At 67.9% G+C, this 23290-nt stretch carries 25 protein-coding genes; 20 read left to right on the forward strand and 5 right to left on the reverse strand.

Annotated features, from left to right (window positions below; translation table 11 throughout):
• Window positions 1-2 precede the first annotated feature (2 nt).
• A complete protein-coding gene (locus tag MSZK_RS29160; RefSeq protein WP_099252002.1) occupies window positions 3-1088 on the forward strand; it encodes a sugar phosphate nucleotidyltransferase in 1086 nt (361 codons plus the stop codon).
• Here MSZK_RS29160 and MSZK_RS29165 read toward each other — a convergent pair.
• From MSZK_RS29165 to cofD, 3 genes are read right to left on the reverse strand one after another with little or no spacing between them, the layout of a single operon-like run.
• Entirely contained in the window at window positions 1085-1624 is a 540-nt protein-coding gene (locus tag MSZK_RS29165; protein ID WP_099252003.1) for an NUDIX hydrolase, read from the reverse strand. The genes MSZK_RS29160 and MSZK_RS29165 overlap by 4 nt on opposite strands.
• Entirely contained in the window at window positions 1621-2994 is a 1374-nt protein-coding gene (locus MSZK_RS29170; RefSeq protein ID WP_099252004.1) for a coenzyme F420-0:L-glutamate ligase, read from the reverse strand. The genes MSZK_RS29165 and MSZK_RS29170 overlap by 4 nt, the downstream gene beginning before the upstream one ends.
• Complete coding sequence (cofD, locus tag MSZK_RS29175; RefSeq protein ID WP_099252068.1) at window positions 2991-3992, reverse strand: 2-phospho-L-lactate transferase; 1002 nt, start codon at window positions 3990-3992, stop codon at window positions 2991-2993. The genes MSZK_RS29170 and cofD overlap by 4 nt, the downstream gene beginning before the upstream one ends.
• Before the next feature lie 299 nt (window positions 3993-4291).
• Between cofD and MSZK_RS29180 the strand changes: the two genes are divergently transcribed.
• The gene (locus tag MSZK_RS29180) at window positions 4292-4651 is read left to right on the forward strand and encodes a WhiB family transcriptional regulator (protein ID WP_099252005.1); all 360 of its coding nucleotides are present in this window, start codon (window positions 4292-4294) and stop codon (window positions 4649-4651) included.
• Between the two features lie 12 nt (window positions 4652-4663).
• Here the strand turns inward: MSZK_RS29180 and MSZK_RS29185 are convergent, their stop codons facing one another.
• Entirely contained in the window at window positions 4664-5086 is a 423-nt protein-coding gene (locus tag MSZK_RS29185) for a metallopeptidase family protein (protein WP_199203539.1), read from the reverse strand.
• A 162-nt stretch (window positions 5087-5248) separates the two neighbouring features.
• Between MSZK_RS29185 and MSZK_RS29190 the strand changes: the two genes are divergently transcribed.
• The 5 genes from MSZK_RS29190 to MSZK_RS29210 all read left to right on the forward strand — a co-directional run bounded on the left by MSZK_RS29190 (window position 5249) and on the right by MSZK_RS29210 (window position 10392).
• On the forward strand, window positions 5249-5677 hold the full coding sequence (locus MSZK_RS29190) for a DUF3499 domain-containing protein (RefSeq protein ID WP_199203533.1): 429 nt from the start codon (window positions 5249-5251) through the stop codon (window positions 5675-5677).
• Between the two features lie 77 nt (window positions 5678-5754).
• Window positions 5755-7146 (forward strand): phosphomannomutase/phosphoglucomutase, encoded by a 1392-nt coding sequence (locus MSZK_RS29195; protein ID WP_099252008.1) that lies wholly within the window; start codon window positions 5755-5757, stop codon window positions 7144-7146.
• Window positions 7143-8219, forward strand: coding sequence for a TobH protein (locus tag MSZK_RS29200; protein ID WP_099252009.1), 1077 nt, complete (start codon window positions 7143-7145; stop codon window positions 8217-8219). The genes MSZK_RS29195 and MSZK_RS29200 overlap by 4 nt, the downstream gene beginning before the upstream one ends.
• 7 nt (window positions 8220-8226) lie before the next feature.
• Window positions 8227-9453: a mannose-6-phosphate isomerase, class I gene (gene manA / locus MSZK_RS29205; RefSeq protein ID WP_099252010.1), complete on the forward strand. Its 1227-nt coding sequence runs from the start codon at window positions 8227-8229 to the stop codon at window positions 9451-9453.
• Between the two features lie 18 nt (window positions 9454-9471).
• Window positions 9472-10392, forward strand: coding sequence for a cation diffusion facilitator family transporter (locus MSZK_RS29210; RefSeq protein ID WP_099252011.1), 921 nt, complete (start codon window positions 9472-9474; stop codon window positions 10390-10392).
• Here MSZK_RS29210 and MSZK_RS29215 read toward each other — a convergent pair.
• Window positions 10349-11749, reverse strand: coding sequence for an NAD(P)/FAD-dependent oxidoreductase (locus MSZK_RS29215; RefSeq protein ID WP_099252012.1), 1401 nt, complete (start codon window positions 11747-11749; stop codon window positions 10349-10351). The two genes, MSZK_RS29210 and MSZK_RS29215, sit on opposite strands and share 44 nt — an antisense overlap.
• Before the next feature lie 57 nt (window positions 11750-11806).
• On the opposite strand from MSZK_RS29215, the gene MSZK_RS29220 reads away from it, so the two are divergent.
• The 13 genes from MSZK_RS29220 (at window position 11807) to MSZK_RS29280 (ending at window position 23253) form a co-directional block, all read left to right on the forward strand.
• Window positions 11807-13294: an amino acid permease gene (locus MSZK_RS29220; protein ID WP_099252069.1), complete on the forward strand. Its 1488-nt coding sequence runs from the start codon at window positions 11807-11809 to the stop codon at window positions 13292-13294.
• A 136-nt stretch (window positions 13295-13430) separates the two neighbouring features.
• Window positions 13431-14627, forward strand: a complete 1197-nt coding sequence (locus MSZK_RS29225) for an alkane 1-monooxygenase (RefSeq protein ID WP_371411417.1) — start codon at window positions 13431-13433, stop codon at window positions 14625-14627.
• Complete coding sequence (locus MSZK_RS29230; protein ID WP_099252014.1) at window positions 14624-14797, forward strand: rubredoxin; 174 nt, start codon at window positions 14624-14626, stop codon at window positions 14795-14797. The genes MSZK_RS29225 and MSZK_RS29230 overlap by 4 nt, the downstream gene beginning before the upstream one ends.
• The gene (locus tag MSZK_RS29235) at window positions 14794-14994 is read left to right on the forward strand and encodes a rubredoxin (RefSeq protein WP_099252015.1); all 201 of its coding nucleotides are present in this window, start codon (window positions 14794-14796) and stop codon (window positions 14992-14994) included. Before MSZK_RS29230 ends, MSZK_RS29235 begins: the two co-directional genes overlap by 4 nt.
• Window positions 14995-15080: 86 nt before the next feature.
• Window positions 15081-15623, forward strand: a complete 543-nt coding sequence (locus MSZK_RS29240; protein ID WP_233211584.1) for a TetR family transcriptional regulator — start codon at window positions 15081-15083, stop codon at window positions 15621-15623.
• Window positions 15624-15728: 105 nt separating this feature from the next.
• Window positions 15729-17189, forward strand: a complete 1461-nt coding sequence (gene ahcY / locus MSZK_RS29245; RefSeq protein WP_099252016.1) for an adenosylhomocysteinase — start codon at window positions 15729-15731, stop codon at window positions 17187-17189.
• A 16-nt stretch (window positions 17190-17205) separates the two neighbouring features.
• The gene (locus MSZK_RS29250) at window positions 17206-17835 is read left to right on the forward strand and encodes a dTMP kinase (RefSeq protein WP_099252017.1); all 630 of its coding nucleotides are present in this window, start codon (window positions 17206-17208) and stop codon (window positions 17833-17835) included.
• Window positions 17836-17908: 73 nt separating this feature from the next.
• On the forward strand, window positions 17909-18595 hold the full coding sequence (gene mtrA, locus MSZK_RS29255) for a two-component system response regulator MtrA (RefSeq protein ID WP_036340245.1): 687 nt from the start codon (window positions 17909-17911) through the stop codon (window positions 18593-18595).
• A 10-nt stretch (window positions 18596-18605) separates the two neighbouring features.
• On the forward strand, window positions 18606-20279 hold the full coding sequence (mtrB, locus tag MSZK_RS29260; RefSeq protein ID WP_371411413.1) for an MtrAB system histidine kinase MtrB: 1674 nt from the start codon (window positions 18606-18608) through the stop codon (window positions 20277-20279).
• Window positions 20280-20290: 11 nt separating this feature from the next.
• Entirely contained in the window at window positions 20291-22042 is a 1752-nt protein-coding gene (lpqB, locus tag MSZK_RS29265; RefSeq protein ID WP_371411418.1) for an MtrAB system accessory lipoprotein LpqB, read from the forward strand.
• A gap of 11 nt (window positions 22043-22053) precedes the next feature.
• Window positions 22054-22584, forward strand: coding sequence for a VOC family protein (locus tag MSZK_RS29270; protein WP_099252072.1), 531 nt, complete (start codon window positions 22054-22056; stop codon window positions 22582-22584).
• Window positions 22585-22664: 80 nt separating this feature from the next.
• Window positions 22665-22970 carry a WXG100 family type VII secretion target gene (locus tag MSZK_RS29275; RefSeq protein WP_158230654.1) on the forward strand — a complete coding sequence of 102 codons (306 nt, stop codon included), beginning with the start codon at window positions 22665-22667 and terminating at the stop codon, window positions 22968-22970.
• Window positions 22963-23253: a WXG100 family type VII secretion target gene (locus tag MSZK_RS29280; RefSeq protein WP_099252020.1), complete on the forward strand. Its 291-nt coding sequence runs from the start codon at window positions 22963-22965 to the stop codon at window positions 23251-23253. The genes MSZK_RS29275 and MSZK_RS29280 overlap by 8 nt, the downstream gene beginning before the upstream one ends.
• Window positions 23254-23290: the final 37 nt, after the last annotated feature.

The raw sequence follows: 23290 nt of genomic DNA on the forward strand, positions 1-23290 counted from the left end.
TGGTGAGTGACGTTGATCCGTCGAAAGTCGACGCGGTGGTGCTCGTCGGTGGGAAGGGCACCCGGCTCCGGCCGCTGACCCTGTCGGCCGCCAAGCCGATGCTGCCCACCGCCGGCCTGCCGTTTCTGACCCACCTGTTGTCCCGGATCGCCGAGGCCGGGATCGAGCACGTCATCCTGGGCACCTCGTACAAGGCGGCGACCTTCGAATCCGAGTTCGGCGACGGCTCCAAGCTCGGACTGCAGATCGAATACGTCACCGAGGAACACCCGCTGGGCACGGGCGGCGGCATCGCCAACGTCGTCCCGAAACTGCGCAACGACACCGTGATGGTGTTCAACGGGGACGTGCTCTCCGGGATGGACCTGCGGCAGATGCTGTCGAGCCACTACGCGTCGCAGGCCGATCTGACCCTGCACCTGGTGCGGGTCAGCGACCCGCGGGCGTTCGGATGTGTGCCCACCGACGCCGACGGCGTGGTGCAGGCCTTCCTGGAGAAGACCGAGGATCCGCCGTCCGACCAGATCAACGCCGGCACCTACATCTTCAAGCGCGAAATCCTCGACCGGATCCCGCGCGGGCGGGAGGTGTCGGTGGAGCGCGAGATCTTCCCTGCGCTGCTGTCCGACGGCGTCAAGGTGTGCGGCTATGTCGACTCCAGTTACTGGCGAGACATGGGTACACCGGAAGACTTCGTCCGCGGCTCGGCCGACCTGGTGCGCGGACTGGCGCCCTCGCCGGCGCTGGGCGGGCGCCGCGGGGAGAGCCTGGTGCACGACGGGGCGTCGGTGTCGCCGGGAGCGGTCCTGGTCGGCGGGACCGTGGTCGGCCGCGGCGCGGAGATCGGGCCGGGAGTCCGCCTGGACGGCGCGGTCGTCTTCGACGGCGCGCATATCGAGGCGGGCTCGGTGGTGGAACGTTCGATCGTCGGCGCCGGCGCCCGGATCGGACCGCGGGCGTTGATCCGTGACGGCATCATCGGCGACGGCGCCAACATCGGGGCACGTTGCGAACTGCTGCGCGGGGCGCGCGTGTGGCCCGGAGTCGTGATCCCGGACTGCGGAATCCGCTACTCGTCGGACATCTAGTTTCGCGAGCGGCCGACGGCGACCAGGTGCGCCACCGCTGCGTCGATCCCGGCGGGCAGCGCATCGACCGGCCACCACCGCAGATCCAGGGATTCGTCACTGATCGCGATCACAGCGTCGGCCGGTGCCCTGGCGATGAACTGCAGATCCAGGTGACGGGTCGGCACCCCCAGCGAGCAGGTCAGCGCATGCACGTGAATGGCGCCCAGTGCGGCGTCGAGGCGCAGGCCCGCGATGCCCGATTCCTCGGTGGCCTCGCGCAGGGCGGCGGCCATGATGTCGGTATCGGAGTCCTCGCAGTGCCCACCGAGCTGCACCCACCGCCCGAGCCGCGGATGCAGGGTCAGCAGAACGTCGTCGCCGGAGTCGGACACCACCAGGGCGGAGGCGGTGATATGGCCGGGGACGCAGGCGCGCCGGCAGGCGTCGTCGCGCGCGTAGAGGAACGCCAGGACGGCCTCGCGTAGCGAATCCTGGCCGGAGTCGGGCGCGTCCCAGTTGCTCAGCAGGGCGATCGCCGAGTCCCGCACGGTCATCGGCGCACCAGCAGATCGCCGACCGGCGCCGGATCGCGGGGCTCGGGTGGGTCGAGCGGGTAGCCGATCGCGATGGCGCCCAGCGGCTCCCAGTCAGGCGGCAGGTCGAGAATGTCGCGGACGAGTCCGGCGGCGAAGATGGTCGAGCCGATCCAGCAGCTGCCCACGCCGCGGACGGCCAGCCCGACCAGCAGAGCCTGCACCGCCGCGCCTACCGCGACGGTGAACATGGTGTGCTCGGCCACCGTTCGGGCCTGGTCCGGATAGCTGTGCGCCCCTTCGGGAACCAGGAACGGAATCACGACCTCTGGTGCGTCGTACAGGATCTGCCCCCGGCGCACGCGCCGCTCGACGGCGTCGGCCGGCCTGCCGTCGGCGGTGAGATCGGCGCGCCAGGCGTCTTTCATCGCATCCAGCAGAGCGGTGCGACGTTCGCGGTCGGCCAGCCAGACGAACCGCACCGGCCGGGTGTGGTGCGGGGCGGGCGCGGTGAGCGCCTCGGCCACCGCGGCCTCGATGAGAGCCCCGTCGACCGGGTCGGCGGCGAACTGGCGCACCGACCGGCGCAGCAACTGGGCCTGGCGGCGGCCGAGTTCGATCGATTCGGCAGTGCCCAGCCAGAACAGGTCGTCCTCTCCGCTGCGCAACAGGCGGGCCGCGCTGGAGCCGTCGTCGTCGAGGTGCAGGCCGCGCACCACCGCGACCGGGACCGCGGTGAGTTTTCCTTTGACAAGGTCGGCGGCGGCGGCGATTTCGTCGGCCACCGCCACCTCGGTGACCACCAGCTCGTTGCCGTGCTGGTCGACGGCGCCGGCGTAGCCGTAGAGCACCGGCAGCCCGGACGAGCCGATCGCGGCATCGGTCTGACCGTTGCGCCAGGCCCGTCCCATCGTGTCGGTGACGAGCACCGCGACAGTCACACCCAACCGCTCGCGCAGCGCCGTCCGCAGAGCGGCCGCGCTGCGGTCGGGATCGACAGGCAGCAGGGCCAATTCGGTCGATCCGACATTGGAGCCATCGACACCGGCGGCTGCCTGGACGATGCCGTTGCGGTTCTCGGTGATCAGCGTCCGACCCTTGCGGGCCAGGACGCGTACCGCCTCGGCGTCGATCAGACTGCGGCGCAGGGTGTCTCGTTCCTCAGGGTCGGCTGGCGCGTCGACGATACGGCCCTCACACTTGGACATCACCTTGCTGGTGACGACGACGACGTCACCGTCGCGGAGCCAGGGCGCGGCGGTGCTCAACGCCGCGGCCAGGTCGTCGCCCGGCCGGAACTCGGGCAGGCCGGTGACGGGCAGGATCTCGACGGGTGCGGCGCTGCCGTGGTCGCCTCCGGGCGGAGGCGTCGGGCTCGAGCCGAGCGTCACCGTGCCACACCGGCCAATTCGAGGCCGGCCCGGACCATCTCGGCGGTGGCCGACGGGTCGGACATCAGCAGGGGTATCGATTTCACCGTCACTCCGGGTATTTCGGCGTGGTCTGCTTCGGAGATCAACCAGTAGTCCAGGATTCCGGTCGCCGATCGCGCGCCGTAATGGCGGGCCACCGCTTGCGACGACGTCTCGACGCCGATCACCGAGAGGCATTCGTCGGCCATGCCCCGCAATGGCTTTCCGCCGATGATGGGGGAGTAGCCGATGACGGGGGCGGGGGTGGACCGCAGGGCGGCGCGGACTCCGGGGATGGCCAGAATCGCGCCGACGCTCACCACCGGGTTCGACGGGGCCAGCAGGACGACGTCGGCGTCGGTGATCGCGTCGACGACACCGGGCCCGGCAGTGGCGCTTTCAGATCCCACGAACGCAAAGCTGTGCGTGGGGACCTGGGCCCGGTAGCGCACCCACCACTCCTGGAAATGGATGGCTTTGCGGTCACCGGTCTCGGGATCGTCGATCACCACGTGGGTTTCGCACCGGTCGTCGCTGGCGGGCAGCAGCGTGGCGCCCGGCTTCCAGCGATCGCACAGCGCCTCGGTCACCTGCGACAGCGGATACCCGGCCCGCAGCATTTGACTTCTCACCAAATGCGTGGCCAAATCCCGGTCGCCCAAGCCGAACCAATCCGGCTGCACACCGTAAGCAGCCAATTCCTCTTTGGCATTCCACGTCTCGTTGCGATGGCCCCAGCCGCGCTCGGGATCGATACCGCCACCCAGGGTGTACATGCAGGTGTCGAGGTCCGGGCAGATCCGCACGCCATGCATCCACGCGTCGTCGCCGATGTTGACCACGGCGGTCAGCGCGTGATCAAGATCGCCTGTGGCTGCGGATATCTGGCCGGCGAACTGGCCGAGCCCGAGCAGTCGTTGCACGCCGAGCAGGAAGCGGGCCCCTCCGACGCCGCCGACCAGAGCGGTGATCTTCACACCGACCGACACTAGGCGGTCGGGGCTTTCGGTGGTGCACGCGGTCACGATCGCGTCACTCCCGAGACACGCCGAGGCATCGACTCGCCGAATTGTCCAAGGGAAATGGTATTAATTTCGGTTCAATCGCTTGACCGCACCGGCGCGGCCGTGTCTAATCACATCAGTGTCATTTCCCGGTCGGACCTGCCGGTTTCGGTGTCCCAGACCGTGATTCGACCAGGTGTTCGAATTGAGTTGGGCACACTTCATAGTGGGCGACATGCAAAAGATCTACGAAACCAGGTGAGGAGGCGGAAATGTCCTTTGAGCACGTAATCGGCGCGATGGGGTTACCGCAGTCCGTTCCCGGCTCGCAGACGATGGGGGTTATGGCACGCGCTCACCTGAGTTTGGTGCCGGACCCGATCATCGACGCGACACCGGATACGGCCGAAGACGAAGACCAGTGGCAGGAACGTGCGCTGTGCGCGCAGACCGACCCCGAAGCATTCTTCCCCGAGAAGGGTGGCTCCACCCGCGAGGCCAAGCGCATCTGCCTGGGCTGCGAAGTGCGCGACGCGTGCCTCGACTACGCCCTGGCCCACGATGAGCGGTTCGGAATCTGGGGCGGGCTCTCCGAGCGGGAGCGTCGCCGCCTCAAGCGCGGCATCGTCTGACCGCGCGCGACCTTAGTCCTCTTCCATACTCGGGTCGATGACGGACGGTTCGACCCCGAGATAGGTGGCCACCTGCGCCACCAAGATCTCGTGCAGAAGATCGGTCAGATCGATCGAGTCTTTGGCTCGCCGTTCGATCGGCTTGCGAAACAGCACTATTCGGGCCCGCGTGGCGTTACCGCGAACATCGACCCCGGCCGGGATCAGCCTGGCCAGTGCGATCGGCCCATCGGCGACCACTTCGGCCGGCCACTGCACACTGTCCGGATCCTTCGGCGCGATGCGCGGGATCTCGTCGACGGCGACATCAAGACCGGTGAGCCGCTGTTGCCAGCGCCGCTCGATCGGCTCGTAGGCTTCCAGCACCGCCATGTCGAACCGCTCCGCGCGGCTGCGCCAGCCCGGCACAGTCGGTGGCAGCAACGGACCGCGCATCTCGCGTCCCCGGCGCGACCCCGGACCGCCGCCGGAGCGGCCACCTCGCCGGGAGCTGCGGGAATCGGGCACGAGGGTGATCGTAACGGTTGTGAATCGGCCGCCTGCCGGCTGCGCGTGTCCGCTGCTCACCTGTGAATGAACCGCGATAGCCTCACGGGCGTGAATGTTCCCCGTCGCTGCTGCCGGCCCGGGTGCCCCCATTATGCGGTGGCGACGCTGACGTTCGTCTATTCCGATTCCACCGCCGTCGTCGGCCCGCTGGCAACCTCGCGCGAACCGCATTCCTGGGACCTGTGCGTCGGTCATGCCAACCGCATCACCGCGCCGCTCGGATGGGACCTGGTTCGCCACGCCGGCCCGTTGCCCGAGTACCCCGACGAGGACGATCTGGTCGCCCTCGCCGACGCCGTCCGAGAAGGCCGCGACGGACTGTCGGCACGCCCACCGGTTGCCGGCTTCTCCGATCCCAGCGGCGCCGCCCACGCGCCCGCGACCGGTGCCCCGATGATGCCGGCGGCTGCACACCGGCCGACCGCAGCCGGCCGTCGCCGTGGACACCTGCGGGTACTGCCGGACCCGGCCGACTGACGAGATAGCGGCCCTTACTGCGGCGGCGGAACAGATAGGCTGGCGGCCAAGAGTCCCTCTCGGTCAGGAGATCCGCCATGTCCAGGCCCGCCGATGCGGTCCGTCGTGTGATCAAGGCTTATGACGTGCGCGGCCTGGTCGGTCAGGAGGTCGACGAGGGCTTCGTGGCCGACGTCGCCGGCGCGTTCGCCCGCCTGATCCGGGTCGAGGGCGGCCGACAAGTGGTCATCGGCTACGACATGCGGGAAAGCTCGCCCACCTTGGCTGCGGCCTTCGCCGAGGGGGTGACCGCACAAGGTCTGGACGTGGTGCGGATCGGATTGTCCTCCACCGACCAGCTGTACTTCGCGTCCGGCTTCCTCGGCTGTGCCGGAGCGATGTTCACCGCCAGCCACAACCCGGCCGCTTACAACGGCATCAAACTGTGCCGGGCCGGAGCCAAACCGGTCGGCGAGGACACCGGGCTCGCGGTGATCCGCGACGAGGTGATCGCCGGGGTGCCCGGCTACGACGGCGCGCCCGGTCAGATCCGCGACCAGGACGTGTTGGCCGACTACGGCCAGTTCCTTCGCTCGCTGGTCGACATGGCCGAGCTGCGCCCGCTGCGGGTCGCGGTCGACGCGGGTAACGGCATGGCCGGGCACACCACGCCCGCCGTGCTGGGGCCGATCTCGTCGCTGACGGTGTTGCCGCTGTACTTCGAGCTCGACGGGGCGTTTCCCAACCATGAGGCGAACCCGCTGGAGCCGGCCAACCTGGTCGATCTGCGGCGGTTCGTGGTGGACACCGGCGCCGATATCGGGCTGGCGTTCGACGGGGACGCCGACCGCTGTTTCGTGGTCGACGAGCGCGGCGAGCCGGTCTCGCCGTCGGCGGTCACCGCGCTGGTGGCGGGTCGCGAACTCAGCCGGGAGATCGGCGCGACGGTGATCCACAACCTGATCACCTCGCGCGCGGTGCCCGAGCTGGTCATCGAGCGCGGCGGCACACCGGTGCGCTCACGCGTCGGGCACTCTTACATCAAGGCGCTGATGGCCGACACCGGGGCGATCTTCGGCGGAGAACACTCCGCGCACTACTACTTCCGGGACTTCTGGGGCGCCGACTCCGGCATGCTGGCCGCGTTGCACGTCCTGGCCGCACTCGGCGAGCAGGATCGGCCGCTCTCGGAACTGATGGCCAACTACCAACGGTACGAAGCTTCCGGGGAGATCAACTTCCGGGTCACCGACGCACCAGCCTGCGTCGACGCGGTGCTGAAATCCTTTGGCAATCAGGTTGTTTCGCTGGACCACTTGGATGGCGTGACGGTCGACCTCGGTGCCGGCGCGTGGTTCAACCTGCGCACGTCCAACACCGAGCCGCTGCTGCGTCTCAATGTCGAAGCGCGCACGTCCGCCGAGATCGACGAAATCGTGCGGCGGGTGTCCGACGACATCGCCGCCGAGCAGAGCGAGCCGGTGCCGTGAGTGCTGCGCACGTCACCGTCGACCTCGACGACACCGAAGGTCTGCTGGAGGCCGACCGAGACGGGTTGTTACGGGCCGCGGCGATGGCGGGCGCTCAGGTGCGCGCCACCGCGGCCGCGGTCGACGAAGGCGAGTTGGCATCCATCGCCGGCGGCCACCGGCCGCGGACGGTGATCTGGGTGGCCGGTCGGGGAGCCGCCGAGAGTGCCGGTGCGATGCTGGCCGCCACGCTGAGCGGGGTGGCCGGCGAGCCGATCGTGGTGGCATCGGAGTCGCCGCCCTGGATCGGCCCGCTCGACGTGCTGATCGTCGCCGGCGACGACGCCGGAGACCCGGCACTGGTGACCGCGGCGGCGACCGCGGTGCGCCGCGGCGCCCGGGTTGTCGTGGCGGCACCCTACGAGGGACCGCTGCGCGATGCCACCGCTGGGCGCGCGGCGGTGCTGGAACCGCGGCTGTGGGCGCCCGACGAATTCGGGCTGAGCCGCTACCTGGCGGCCGGGTTGGCGGCAGTGCAGGCCGTCGATCCGGCGTTGCAGACCGATCTCGCGACCCTGGCCGACGAACTCGACGCCGAGGCACTGCGTAACAGCGCCGGCCGTGAGGTGTTCACCAATCCGGCCAAGGCGCTGGCCGAGCGGATGTCCGGTCGCGACGTCGTGCTCGCCGGTGACGGAGCGGCCACCCTGACTCTGGCCCGGCACGCTGCGGTGGTGCTGCTCCGACTGGCCGGCAAGGCAGTCGCCGCCGCGGGGCTCTCCGACGTCCTCGTCGCGTTGCGCACTGGTGTGGCAACGCAATTCGGTGACCCGGTGGACGCGCTGTTCCACGACGAGGAGCTGGACGGTCCGCTGGCCAGAGGGCCGCGGGTGCTGGCACTGACCCTGGAGGCCGACCGGCCGCTGGTCGCCGCCCGGGTCAGCGGATTCGACGACGTCGATCTGGTGGGGGTCGAGGACATCGGCGAGGCGGGGGCGGCGCCCGCACCGAGTGGACGTGCCGAACAACAGTTGGCAACGCTGGCCGTCCGACTGCAGATGGCCGCGGTTTACCTGAGATTGGTGGGGGGATAGCTTCGGCGTGGAATTGCTACGAGGGGCGACCCGTACCTACGCGTGGGGATCTCGGACGGCCATAGCGGAATTCACCGGACGGCCTTCGCCGACCCCACACCCGGAGGCCGAGCTGTGGTTCGGTGCGCATCCCGGGGATCCGGCCTGGCTACAGACCGCCGACGGCGAAACGTCACTGCTCGAGGCGGTGCGCTGCGACCCCGACGGTCAGCTGGGGTCCGCGGTGCGTCACCGCTTCGGTGACGTGCTGCCGTTCCTGGTCAAGGTGCTCGCAGCCGAGGAGCCGCTGTCCCTGCAGGCCCATCCCAGCGCCGAACAAGCCGTGGAGGGTTACGTTCGGGAGGATCGGGTCGGCGTGCCGCTGAATTCGCCGATCCGCAACTACCGCGACCGCAGCCACAAGCCGGAACTCCTGGTGGCGCTCAGCGATTTCGAGGCGCTCGGCGGCTTCCGGCCCGCGGCCCGTTCGGTCGACTTCATGCGGGCGCTGTCGGTGTCGGACCTCGACCCGTTCATCGCGTTGCTCAGCGGACAGTCCGATGCCGACGGGCTGCGCGCCCTGTTCACCACCTGGATCACGGCGCCACAACCGGACCTGGACACGCTGATCCCGGCGGTGCTCGACGGTGCGGTGTCCTACGTCCGGTCCGGGGCGGCGGAGTTCGCCGACGAGGCCAAGACGCTGCTGGAGCTGGGAGAGCGGTATCCCGGCGACGCGGGCGTGCTGGCGGCCCTGCTGCTCAACCGGATCTCGCTCGCCCCGGGCGAGGCCATCTACATGCCGGCCGGCAATCTGCACAGCTACATCCACGGTGTGGGCATGGAGATCATGGCCAACTCCGACAACGTCCTTCGCGGTGGGCTCACCCCCAAGCACGTCGACGTCCCCGAGCTGTTGCGGGTGCTGGATTTCACCCCGGCCGACGAGGCGACCCTGCGCACGCCCACCCATCGCGACGGCATCGAACTGATCTACGACACCCCCGCGGTGGAGTTCGCCGCCTGCGTCCTCATGCTCGACGGGGACAACCTGGGTCACGAGATCGACGCCCCGTCGCGCCATGACGGCCCGCAGATCCTGGTCTGCACCGAGGGGTCGGTGGTGGTACGTGCCAAGTCCGACGTGGTCGTGCTCGAGCGCGGCTCCGCCGCCTGGGTGGCCGCCGATGACGGTCCGATCCGGCTGGAGGCGAGCACGCCTGCCAAGCTGTTTCGGGCTACGGTTGGCCTCTAGAAACGGGAGGGGCAACCGATGTCGACCGAGGGCAGTACCAAGGCGATTCTGGCGGCGCTGGCCGCCAACGCGGGTATCGCGGCCGCCAAATTCGTCGGGTTCCTCATCACGGGCAGCTCGTCGATGCTGGCCGAGTCAGTGCACTCGGTGGCCGACACCTCCAATCAGGGACTGCTGCTGCTGGGCCAGCGCCAGGCCCGCAAGGAGGCCGACAGCCTGCACCAGTTCGGCTACGGCCGCAGCCGGTACTTCTATTCGTTCGTGGTGGCCTTGGTGTTGTTCAGCCTGGGCTCGATCTTCGCCTTGTACGAGGGCTACCACAAGATCAGCCACCCCGAGCCGCTGACGTCGCCGATCGTAGCGGTGGTGATTCTGGCGGTGGCAATCGCACTGGAGTCCTATAGCTTTCGGACCGCGATGGTGGAGTCGCGGCCGCTGAAGGGCACCAGCAGCTGGTGGCAGTTCATCCGCCGGTCCCGCAGCCCCGAGCTGCCGGTGGTGTTGCTCGAAGACACCGGGGCGCTGGTCGGTCTGGTGTTCGCGCTCGCCGGAGTGGGCTTGACGATCCTGACCGGCAACCCGGTGTGGGACGGTGTCGGCACGATGTTCATCGGCGGGCTGCTCGGGGTCATCGCGGTGATCCTGATGGTGGAGATGCACAGCCTGCTGATCGGTGAGGGGGCCACCGTCGAGGAGTGCCGCTCGATCCACACCGCGCTGGAGCAGACCGCGAACGTGGACCGGGTGATTCACCTGCGGACCCAGTACCTCGGTCCCGAGGAGATGCTGGTGGGCGCCAAGATCGCGCTGGCGGCCGACACGGACCTGGCCACCGTGGCCGCGACGATCGACAACGCCGAGGCCGCCGTGCGTGCGGCGGTGCCCGCCGCCCGGGTCATCTATTTGGAACCGGATCTGGATCGCGCGCTGGCGCGTTAGCGCGCCGCCCGCCCCACCACAGCGACATGTTGTGCCGGATCGTGCGGCCGATGATGGTTGCGGGCGGCACCATGTAGAGACTGTCGAGCAGGCTGAATCGGCGCAGAAACCATTCCGCCAGTACCGGGTCGGTTTCCGCGGCGCCGAGGAACTGGTCGAACAGTGCTCCCACCGGCCGGTACCACCACGGCCCCGGTCCGTCGCTGCCGTGCAGGGTGAGGTCGCCGATCGCGTTCATCGTCCACACCGGGTAGGTGGTTTTGGCCGTGGCGCGGGCGAATTCGTGGGCCAGATCGCCGGTCGGCGACCGCAACGCTGCGCGCAGATGACCGGCCTGCAGTGCGGTCATCGTCATGCCCTGCCCGTAGGTCGGGTTGAAGCTCACCACGGCGTCACCGAACGGCACGATGCCGGCTGGGAAGCGGGTCAGTTTGTCGTAGCGGCGCCAACGACTGACCGGGTAGCGGTGGAATGCGATGTCGCCCAACGGTTCGGCGGCGCGAACCGCGGCGGCCAGCGGCGCGGGCAGGACCTCATCGGCGACGGCACAGATCTCGGCGAAGGTCTGTGGGGCGGCGGTGTGGCCGACGGTGAAGGCGGTCAACCCCCAGGTACGGTCCTCGTAGAACAGCATGCCCAGCCCCGCCGGCTGGGTCCGCGAGACTCCCGCGACCACCACTTTCTCGGTGATCAAGCCTTCTGGGATGCGCAATTGCTGTGTGGCATAGCCGATTCCGATGTCTACGGTGTTCTCGGCCGGGCGGGCGAAGCCCCATTCGTCAAGCCAAGCGGGTAGCCGGGTGCCGCGCCCGGACGCGTCGACGACCAGGTCGGCGGCCACGAATTCGTCCGCACCGGGCGTCGAGAGCAGCACTCCGGTGACGGCCTGACGCTCCCCGTCGAAGCGCGGCGCACTGACGTCGCGATGCTCGATGGTGACACCGGCCAGCGCGGCGGTGCGCCGGCGGATCTGCCATTCCAGCTGTTTGCGGCTGGGCACATAGGCGGTGAACTCATGACGCAGGGTGTGCCCGGTGCCCAGCACGTGTCCGGCGGCGCCGAAGTGGATGCAGTCAGGGCGGTTCTCGAGTTTGGCCACGCCGGCGTCGACCATGTCGTCGAGCAGGCCGGGGAACAAGGCCTCGAACTCGCCGGCGCCACGGGCCATCAGGATGTGCACGTGGCGGTCCTGCGGCACCGCGCTGCGGTGTTCGGGGGTCGCGGGCAGCACATCACGGTCGTAGACGGTCACCCGGTCGAAGTGCTCGGACAACACCCGGGCGGCGCACAGCCCCGCGATGCTGGCGCCGACGACAATTGCGTGTTTCCGATGCGCGGTTCTCCCGGGGCGTACCACGCCGACCGCGTACCCTGCTGCAACACCGGCTAACCGGGTATGAGGAGGGACATGCGCATGAGCCGAAACTGGCGAACCAAATCGGTGGAACAATCCATCCTCGACACCGACGAGCCGGGGACCCGGCTACGTAAGAATCTGACGTGGTGGGATCTGACGGTTTTCGGCGTCTCGGTGGTCGTCGGCGCCGGTATCTTCACCGTCACCGCGTCGACCTTCGGCAACATCACCGGTCCGGCGATCTCGGTGTCGTTCATCATCGCCGCGGTCACCTGCGGTCTGGCCGCCCTGTGTTACGCGGAGTTCGCCTCGACGCTGCCGGTCGCGGGCAGCGCGTACACCTTCTCCTATGCGACGTTCGGTGAGTTCACCGCCTGGATCATCGGGTGGGACCTGATCCTGGAGTTCGCGATCGGCGCGGCTGTAGTGGCCAAGGGCTGGTCGAGCTATCTGGGCACCGTCTTCGGTTTCTCCGGCGGGGTGATGGCGATCGGCCCGCTCAACTTCGACTGGGGTGCGCTGCTGATCGTCGCGGTGGTGGCGACGCTGCTGGCGCTGGGCACCAAGTTGTCCTCCAACTTCTCCGCGGCGATCACCGCGGTCAAGGTGGCGGTGGTCGCGCTCGTGGTCATCGTCGGGGCCTTCTACATCAAGGCGGCCAACTACTCGCCCTTTGTCCCGCCGTCGGATTCCGGGAAAGGCGGTGGCGGGCCTGAGGTCGATCAGTCGGTGTTCTCGCTGCTCACCGGGGCGGACAACAGTCACTACGGCTGGTACGGGGTGCTGGCCGGCGCGTCGATCGTGTTCTTCGCGTTCATCGGGTTCGACGTGGTGGCCACCACCGCCGAAGAGACCAAGAACCCGCAGCGCGACGTGGCGCGGGGGATTCTGGCGTCGCTGGCCATCGTCACGGTGCTCTACGTATCGGTGTCGATCGTGCTGGCCGGCATGGTCAGCTACACCGAATTGCGGGACAAGTCCGCGGACGGCCACGCCAACCTCGCCACCGCGTTCGCGCTCAACGGCGTCGACTGGGCGGCCAAGCTGATCTCGATCGGTGCGCTGGCCGGGCTGACCACCGTGGTGATGGTGCTGATCCTGGGCCAGTCCCGGGTGTTGTTCGCGATGTCCCGCGACGGCCTGCTGCCTCGCAGCCTGGCCCGCACCGGGTCGCGGGGCACTCCGGTGCGGATCACCGTGCTCGTGGCGGTCCTGATCGCTGTCGCGGCGACCGTCTTCCCGATCGCCAAGCTCGAGGAGATGGTCAATGTCGGCACGCTGTTCGCGTTCGCGTTGGTGTCGGCGGGAGTGATCGTGCTGCGCCGCACCCGGCCCGACCTGGAACGCGGGTTCCGGGCTCCGTTCGTCCCGGTGTTGCCGATCATCTCGATCGTCGCCTGCGCCTGGCTGATGCTCAATCTCACCGCGGTGACCTGGATCCGATTCGGCATCTGGATGGCGGTTGGCCTGGTCATTTACCTGGTCTACGGCCGCCGCCACTCGGTGCTGGCGCAACGGCAGCGGGAGGCCGCCACCGCCTCCTGATTTACAAATCAACTCTGTTTGTCTAGACACACGACAAAATTGCCTCTATAGTCAACTCATCAACGGTGATGGCACTCACATGGAGGTATGAGTCGTGACGTCTCAGCTGGACACCGGCGCCGGGCAGGCGCCGTCGATGCAATGGCGCGACCGCAAGCGCTATCTGTGGCTGATGGGTCTGGTCGCGCCGACGGCGCTGTTCGTGGTCCTGCCGATCGTCTGGGGTCTCAACCAGCTCGGCTGGACGACGGCGTCGCAGGCGTTCTTCTGGATCGGCCCGTTCCTGATCTACGTGCTGCTGCCGTCGCTGGACCTCAGGTTCGGCCGCGACGGGCAGAACCCGCCCGACGAGGTGATGGAGTACCTGGAGAACGACAAGTACTACCGGTACTGCACGTACGCGTTCATCCCGTTCCAGTTCGCCAGCCTGATCTTCGGCGCCTACATGTTCACCGCCACCAACCTGAGCTGGCTGGGCTACGACGGCGCGCTGGGTTGGTTCAGCAAGCTGGGTCTGGCCTTGTCGGTCGGTGTGCTCGGCGGCACCGGGATCAACACCGCCCACGAGTTGGGCCACAAGAAGGACGCGCTGGAGCGGTGGCTGTCAAAGATCACCCTGGCCCAGACGTTCTACGGCCACTTCTACATCGAGCACAACCGCGGCCACCACGTGCGGGTGGCCACCCCCGAGGATCCGGCGTCGTCGCGTTTCGGTGAGACCTTCTGGGAGTTCTTGCCGCGCAGCGTGTTCGGTAGTGCCCGCTCGGCGCTCGCCTTGGAGGCGGCCCGGATTCGCCGGCTCGGCAAGAGCCCGTGGGACCCGCGCACCTGGCTGGGCAACGACGTCCTGAACGCCTGGCTGATGTCGGTGGTGCTGTTCGGTGCGCTGATCGCGGTGTTCGGCCCGGCGGTGATTCCGTTCCTGATCATCCAGGCGGTGTTCGGGTTCTCGATGCTCGAATCGGTGAACTACCTCGAGCACTACGGCCTGCTGCGTCAGAAGAACGAGAACGGCCGCTACGAGCGGTGCACGCCGCAGCACAGCTGGAACTCCGATCACCTGGTGACCAACCTGTTCCTCTACCACCTGCAGCGGCACAGCGACCACCATGCCAATCCGACCCGGCGCTACCAGACGCTGCGCAGCATGGACGGGGCCCCCGAATTGCCCAGCGGCTACGCCACATTGATCGGTGTGACCTACTTCCCATGGGTATGGCGGCGGATGATGGACCACCGGGTGCTCGAGCACTACAACGGTGACATCACCCGGGTGAACATCGATCCGCGGCGGCGGGCCAAGATCCTGGCCCGGTACGGGGTGACCGCATGAGCGCCTACAAGTGTCCCGTGTGTGACTACGTGTACGACGAAGCGAAAGGGGCTGCCCGGGAGGGCTTTCCGCCCGGCACAGCCTGGGGTGAGGTCCCCGACGACTGGTGCTGTCCCGATTGCGGAGTGCGGGAGAAGGTCGATTTCGAAGCGATTGGAGCGATGCAGTGAGCGCAGAGCAGACCGACGCGGACTACAAACTCTTTGTCTGCGTGCAGTGCGGATTCGAGTACGACGAGGCCAAGGGCTGGCCGGAGGACGGTATCGCGCCAGGTACCCGCTGGGACGACATTCCCGAGGACTGGAGCTGCCCGGACTGCGGAGCCGCGAAGTCTGACTTCGAGATGGTGGAAGTCGCGAGGCCGTGACCACTAGTGTCGCGCATGTGAAGAGGCCTCGGGTTCCCTATCCCGAGGCCTCTCGCGCGCTGTTGCGGGAAACGGTCCTCGACGCGATGCGGGAGGAGTTGCTGACCAAGGACTGGTCGGCGATCACGCTGACCGACGTCGCGCGTACCGCAGGGATCAGCAGGCAGACCATCTACAACGAATTCGGCTCGCGCCAGGGCCTGGCGCAAGGGTATGCCCTGCGGCTGGCCGACCGCCTGGTGGACGCCATCGGCGACGCGATCGCCGCCAACGTCGGCGACGTCTACGCGGCCTTCACCGAAGGCTTCCGGCTGTTCTTCACCGAGTCGGCCGCCGACCCGCTGGTCATCTCATTGCTCACCGGCGTTGCCAAACCCGACCTGCTGCAGATGATCACGACCGACAGCGCGCCGATCATCAGCCGCGCGTCGGAGCGGCTGACGGACGCCTTCGTGAACAGCTGGGTCAACGCCAGCGAAGAGGACTCCGGGGTCCTGGCCCGGGCAATCGTGCGGCTGGCCCTGAGCTACGTCTCGATGCCGCCCGAAGCGGACCACGATGTGGCCCAAGACCTGGCCCGATTGATGACGCCGTTCGCCGAACGCTACGGTGTTATCGATATTCCTTAGCTGTCAGAGCGCTTGAGCGCCTGTCCCGCGAGCCCGCAGGCTGAGGGTGTCGCCGGCGCGCGTCTGCGCGCAGAAAAGGCAATGACGAACGAATAGGGGCTCTACATGTCTGAACTGACCGTCGATGTCCGCAACGGCATCGACTTCAAGGTCGCCGACCTGTCGCTGGCCGAGTTCGGCCGCAAGGAGATCCGGCTGGCCGAGCACGAGATGCCGGGATTGATGGCGCTGCGTCGCGAGTACCACGACGTCCAGCCGCTCAAAGGTGCGCGCATCTCCGGCTCGCTGCACATGACCGTGCAGACCGCGGTCCTGATCGAGACGCTGGTCGCGCTGGGCGCACAGGTCCGGTGGGCGTCGTGCAACATCTTCTCCACCCAGGACCACGCCGCCGCAGCCGTCGTCGTCGGTCCGCACGGCACGCCGGAAGAGCCCACCGGCACCCCGGTGTTCGCCTGGAAGGGCGAGACGCTGGAGGAGTACTGGTGGGCGGCCGAGCAGATGCTGACCTGGGAGGGTGAGCCGGCCAACATGATCCTCGACGACGGCGGCGACGCCACGATGCTGGTGCTGCGCGGTGCCCAGTACGAGAAGGCCGGCGTGGTTCCGCCCGCCGAAGAGGACGACTCGGCCGAGTGGAAGGTCTTCCTGGAGCTGTGCCGCACGAGCTTCGAGAAGGACAACACCAAGTGGACCACGATCGCCCAGTCGGTCAAGGGCGTCACCGAGGAGACCACCACCGGTGTGCTGCGGCTCTACCAGTTCGCCGCCGCCGGTGAGCTGGCGTTCCCGGCCATCAACGTCAACGACTCGGTCACCAAGAGCAAGTTCGACAACAAGTACGGCACCCGGCACTCGCTGATCGACGGCATCAACCGCGGCACCGACGTGCTGATCGGTGGCAAGAAGGTGCTGATCTGCGGTTACGGCGACGTCGGCAAGGGCTGCGCGGAGTCGCTGGCCGGCCAGGGTGCCCGCGTGCAGGTCACCGAGATCGATCCGATCAACGCGCTGCAGGCGCTGATGGACGGCTTTGACGTGGTCACTGTCGAACAGGCCATCGGTGACGCCGACATCGTCGTCACCTCGACCGGCAACAAGGACATCATCACCCTCGACCACATGAAGGCGATGAAGGACAAGGCCATCCTGGGCAACATCGGCCACTTCGACAACGAGATCGACATGGCCGCCCTCGAGCGTTCGGGCGCCCGGCGGATCAACATCAAGCCGCAGGTCGACGAGTGGATCTTCGGCGAGGACGGCAAGTCGATCATCGTGCTGTCCGAGGGTCGGCTGCTGAACCTGGGCAACGCGACGGGTCACCCGTCGTTCGTGATGAGCAACAGCTTCTCCAACCAGGTGATCGCCCAGATCGAGCTGTGGACCAAGAACGACGAGTACGACAACGAGGTCTACCGGCTGGCCAAGCACCTGGACGAGAAGGTGGCCCGCATCCACGTCGAGGCGCTGGGCGGCACGCTCACCAAGCTGACCAAGGACCAGGCCGAGTACATCGGCGTCGACGTCGAGGGTCCGTACAAGCCGGAGCACTACCGGTACTGACGGCTAGGCTGCCCGCGTGCTGATCGTCATCGAGGGACTGGACGGGGCCGGCAAGCGCACGCTGACCGCCGGCCTGCAGCGCGCGTTCGAGGCGGACGGCAAGTCGGTCACCACGCTGGCCTTCCCGCGGTACGGCCAATCGGTCACCGCGGACGTGGCCAGCGAGGCGCTGCATGGTCAGCACGGCGACCTGGCCTCCTCGGTCTATGCGATGGCGATGCTGTTCGCCCTCGACCGGGCCGGGGCCAAGGACCAGATCGCCGTGCTGACCCGCGAGCACGACGTGGTGATCCTGGATCGCTACGTCGCCTCCAACGCCGCCTACAGCGCCGCCCGCCTGCATCAGGACGCGGCCGGGGAGGTGGTGTCCTGGGTCGGCGAACTCGAGTACGGCCGATTCGGCCTGCCGCGGCCCGATCGGCAGATCCTGCTGGACGCCTCGGTGGAGCTGGCGGCCGAGCGGGCCCGACGCAGGGCCGAGCAGGAAGCCGACCGGGCCCGCGACGCCTACGAGCGTGACGACGGGTTGCAGCGCCGAACCGGCGCGGTGTACGCCGAACTGGGCGCCGCGGATTGGGGAGGGCCCTGGTCGATCGTCGGCCCGCAGGTCGACCCGGCCGCTCTGGCGGCGTCGCTGCTGGCATAGCGGACCGCCATGCAGCGGAAATGTCGCAACTCGCCCGTGTGGTAGCCGGGGTTTGTCCCAATTCGGTGACACCATGGACTCCATGAGGCAAAGGATTCTCGTAGTCGACGACGACCCATCGCTGGCCGAGATGCTCACCATCGTGTTGCGTGGCGAGGGTTTCGACACCGCGGTGATCGGCGACGGCTCTCAGGCGCTGACGGCCGTGCGTGAGCTGCGCCCCGATCTGGTGTTGCTGGACCTCATGCTGCCCGGCATGAACGGCATCGACGTCTGCCGGGTGCTGCGAGCGGACTCCGGCGTGCCGATCGTCATGCTGACCGCCAAGACCGACACGGTGGACGTGGTGCTGGGCCTGGAGTCCGGCGCCGACGACTACGTGATGAAACCGTTCAAGCCGAAGGAGCTGGTGGCGCGGGTCCGCGCCCGGCTGCGACGCAACGAGGACGAACCGGCCGAGATGCTGTCGATCGCCGACATCGACATCGACGTGCCGGCTCACAAGGTGACTCGCGAGGGCGAGCAGATTTCGCTGACGCCGCTCGAGTTCGACCTGTTGGTGGCGCTGGCACGCAAACCGCGGCAGGTGTTTACTCGTGATGTGCTGCTCGAACAGGTGTGGGGATATCGGCACCCCGCGGACACCCGTTTGGTGAACGTCCATGTCCAGCGGTTGCGGGCGAAGGTCGAGAAGGACCCGGAGAACCCGCAGGTGGTGCTGACCGTTCGAGGAGTGGGTTACAAGGCCGGACCCCCGTGATCCGCCGCGCATGATTCGCGTCGGCTCCAAGCCGCGCATCCGAGGTCCGTGGGGGCGATCGGGTCCCCTGGTGCGGGGTACGAGTGCGCTCAGTCGTGCGCTGGGACTCATCTGGCGGCGCTCGCTGCAACTGCGCGTGGTGGTGCTCACGCTGGGCCTCTCGGCGGCGGTCATCCTGGTGCTGGGGTTCGTGCTCACCAGCCAGATCACCAACCGGGTACTCGACGTGAAGGTGCATGCGGCGACCGAGGAATTGGATCGGGCGCGCAACTCCGTCAGCGGCACGGTCAGCGGGGAAGAGGCCCGGTCACTGGACAGCAGCCTGCAGCTGGCCCGGAACACGTTGATCTCCAAGACTGGTCAGTCGTCGGGTGCCGCGCTGGCCGGCGCCTTCGACGCGGTTCTGGTGGTTCCCGGCGACGGGCCACGGGCGGCCACGGCCGCGGGACCGGTGGATCAGATCCCGAAATCGTTGCGCGACTTCGTGAAAGCCGGCCAGGTCAGCTACCAGTATTCGACCGTACGCACCGACACCTTCACCGGACCGGCACTGGTGATCGGCACTCCGACGCCGTCGCGCGTGCCGAATCTCGAGCTTTACCTGATCTTCCCGCTGAACAGCGAGGAGAGCACGATCACGCTGGTGCGCGGCACGATGGCCACCGGCGGGCTGGTGCTTCTGGTACTGCTGGCCGGGATCGCGCTGCTGGTGTCGCGGCAGGTGGTGCTGCCGGTGCGCTCGGCATCGCGGATCGCCGAACGGTTCGCCGAGGGCCATCTGTCCGAGCGCATGCCGGTCCGCGGCGAGGACGACATGGCCCGGCTGGCGGTGTCGTTCAACGACATGGCCGAAAGCCTGCAGCGCCAGATCACCAACCTCGAGGAGTTCGGCAACCTGCAGCGCCGCTTCACCTCCGACGTCAGCCATGAGCTTCGCACCCCGTTGACCACGGTGCGGATGGCCGCCGACCTGATCCACGACCACTCCGAGGAACTGGATCCGGCGCTGCGCCGCTCCACCGAACTGATGGTCAACGAACTGGACCGGTTCGAGACGCTGCTCAACGATCTGCTGGAGATCTCCCGCCACGACGCCGGCGTCGCCGAGCTCTCGGTGGAGGCGGTCGATCTGCGCTCGACGGTCAACAGCGCGCTGGGCAACGTCGGACATCTCGCCGACGAGGCCGGTATCGAGCTGATGGTCAACCTGCCTGACCACGAGGTGATCGCCGAGGTCGACGCCCGGCGGGTGGAGCGCATCCTGCGCAACCTGATCGCCAACGCCATCGACCACGCCGAACACAAGCCGGTCCGGATCCGGATGGCCGCCGACGAGGACACCGTCGCGGTGACGGTGCGCGACTACGGCGTCGGATTGCGGCCCGGCGAGGAGAAACTCGTGTTCAGCCGGTTCTGGCGCTCCGATCCGTCGCGCGTGCGCCGCTCCGGCGGGACGGGGCTGGGGCTGGCGATCAGCATCGAGGACGCCCGCCTGCATCAGGGCCGGCTGGAGGCGTGGGGCGAACCCGGCAAGGGGGCGTGCTTCCGCCTGACTCTGCCGCTGGTGCGCGGCCACAAGGTGACCACCAGCCCGCTGCCGCTGAAACCCGTTGCCGCAGAGCGTGACAACCGCAAAGATCAACGCCAGGTGCGTCAGCGGGAACCGGCGGGGGAGAGCGTGTGACACGCCGGTTGCTGGCCTTGGTGGTGGCCGGGCTGGTCGCGATACTGACGGGTGGATGTGCCGGGGTGCCGAATTCGTCGGCGCCACAAGCGATCGGCACCGTCGAGCGGCCCCAGCCCAAGAGCCTGCCGAAGCCGACTCCCGGGATGGATCCCGACCAGTTGTTACGTGAGTTCCTCAAGGCCACCGCGGATCCGGCCAACCGGCATCTGGCCGCCCGGCAGTTCCTCACCGAATCGGCGTCCAGCGCCTGGGACGATCAGGGTAGTGCACTGCTGATCGACAACGTCGTGTTCGTCGAAACCCGCACTCCGGACCGGGTTGCGGTGACCATGAAGGCCGATATGCTCGGGTCGCTGTCCGATGTCGGCGTCTTCGAGACCGCCGAGGGACAGCTGCCCGACCCGGGACCGCTTGAGCTGGTGCAGACTCCGGACGGCTGGCGAATCAACAAGCTGCCCAACGGCGTGTTCCTGGACTGGCAGCAGTTTCAGGCCACCTACAAACGCAACACCCTGTACTTCGTCGACCCGACCGGAAAGACCGTCGTACCCGATCCACGCTATGTGGCGGTGTCGGACGCCGACCAGCTGGCCACCGAATTGCTGACCAAGCTGATCGCCGGTCCCCGGCCGGAGATGGCGCGGACCGTGCGCAACCTGCTGGGGCCGCTGAAGATGATCGGTCCGGTAACCCGCGCCGACGGCGGCAAGACCGGCATCGGCCGCGGCTACGGTGGCGCCAAGATCGAGCTGGAGAACTTGACCACGACGGACCCGCACAGCCGGCAATTGCTTGCCGCCCAGATCATTTGGACGTTGGCGCGCGCCGATATCAAAGGTCCGTATGTGATCGACGCCGACGGCGCCGCGCTCGACGACCGGTTCGCCGACGGCTGGAACACCACCGATGTGGCGGCCACCGACCCCGGTGCAGTCGATGGCGCATCGGCCGGTGTGCATGCGCTGATCAACGGGTCGATGGTCTCGCTCGACGGTCAGCAGGCCACCCCGGTGCGCGGAATGTTCGGCCAGATGCCGGCGCAGGTGTCGGCGGCGTTGTCGCGCACCGGCCAGGACATCGCCTCGGTGACGGTGCTGCGGCCCGGCGCGCCGGACATGCTGTCGTCGCTGTGGATCGGGCCGAACGGTGGATCGGCGGCCAAGGCCACCGATGCCCGGTCGTTGACCCGGCCCTCGTGGGCGTTGGACGACGCGGTGTGGGTCGTCGTCGACGGCAACAGCGTGGTGCGGGTGATCCAGGAAGAGGCCTCCGGTCAGCCCGCGCGGATCCCGGTGGACTCCGCGGCGGTGACCTCTCGATTCCCCGGCGCGATCACCGAATTGCAGCTGTCGCGGGACAGCACCCGCGCGGTGATGGTGATCAACGGTCAGGTGGTCCTGGCGGGTGTGGAAGTGACGCCGGCGGGGGAGTTCTCGCTGACGTATCCGCGCCGCATCGGCTTCGGCCTGGGCTCGTCGGTGGTGTCGCTGTCGTGGCGTACCGGCGACGATATCGTCGTCACCCGAACCGATGCCGCGCATCCGGTGTCCTACGTCAATCTCGACGGGGTGAACTCCGACGGGCCCAACGGCAACATCGTCATGCCGGTCACCGCGGTCGCGGCCAACCCCGCCGCGGTCTACGTCTCGGACTCCCGCGGAGTGCTGCAGCTGTCGGGTACCAGCGCGGAGAACGGCCAAACGTGGTCGGATGTCCGGCCTTTCCTGACGCCCGGCGCGGTGCCGGTGCTCCCCGGCTGAGAGGACCTGTGGTGTCTGGACCCGTGCTGCCCGGCGTCATCCGCCAAATCGGTTACATCGTGCAGGATTTCGACAAGGCGCTTGCGCAGTGGCTGGCATTGGGCGTCGGTCCGTTTTATGTGCTGCGCGGTATCGAGCAGACCGGGATCTATCGCGGTGAGCCCTGCACTGTCACGCTGACGCTGGCATTCGCCAACAGTGGCGATCTGCAGGTCGAGATCATCCACCAGGACAACGACAGCTCGTCGATCTACTCCGAGTTCACCGCGGCCGGCGGCGACGGATTTCACCAGTTGGCTTATTGGGCCGAGGATTTCGATGCGGCTCTGGCGGCCGGGCAGGCTGCGGGGTGGCCCGTGGTGTGGTCGGGCGGCGACGCCGCGACGGGGCGCTACGCCTACTTCGAACCGCCGCCCGGCACCGCCGCGACGATCATCGAACTGATGGAGCTCACCCCAGCGACCATCGGGATGGGTGAATTGGTGCGATCGGCCGCAGTGAACTGGGACGGCAGCGAGCCGGTACGGACGCTGTTCGGATAGCGGCAGCCTTTTGCTTGCAGCTGCAACCCCTGCTCAGGGGTGAATTGTGGACGTGGCGCCACGCTCGTAGCGTTTGCTCTGTGAGTGGGGATTTACGGGTTGACCCGGCGGTGCTGCGGGCCGTGTGTGAGTCGCTGACCGCCGGGGCTCAACACCTGCACACTGGGTTGCGCGATCTCGATACCGAAGCACAGCACGTGCTGGGTAGCTGGGAGGGCGCAGCGGGCACCTCGTATGACGCCGCCTGGCGACAATGGCACGACGGGTCGCTGAAAGTGCAGCAGGCGTTGCAGGCGATAGCCGAGCGGCTTGGTCAGGCCGGGCAGGCTTTCGCGGCTCACGAGCAGGCCTCCGCGACAGAACTCGGCAGGATTCGCCGTGGCTGATGCATTCGCAGTCGATCTGGTCCGACTCTCCGACATTGTCGAACGCATGGCCGCTTACCAGGCGGTGGTCGACTCCATGTTGGAGGAGTGCGACGTCGTGGTGGCGAACCTGCACGCGCAATGGGAAGGGGTTGCCGGCGAATCCCACGCCGCCGTCCACCAGCAGTGGAAGGAGGGGGCCGACATGATGCGTGATGGTCTGAGCCAATTACGGTTGGCGGGCCGGCACGCACACACCTCCTACCGCGGCGCGGTCGAAGCGAATCTGAAGACCTGGGGCTGATGCCCGTGATGGCCGCCGGGATTGCTCGTGGGTGAGC

The sequence above is a fragment of the Mycobacterium sp. shizuoka-1 genome (assembly GCF_002723835.1).
Taxonomy (GTDB): Bacteria; Actinomycetota; Actinomycetes; order Mycobacteriales; family Mycobacteriaceae; genus Mycobacterium.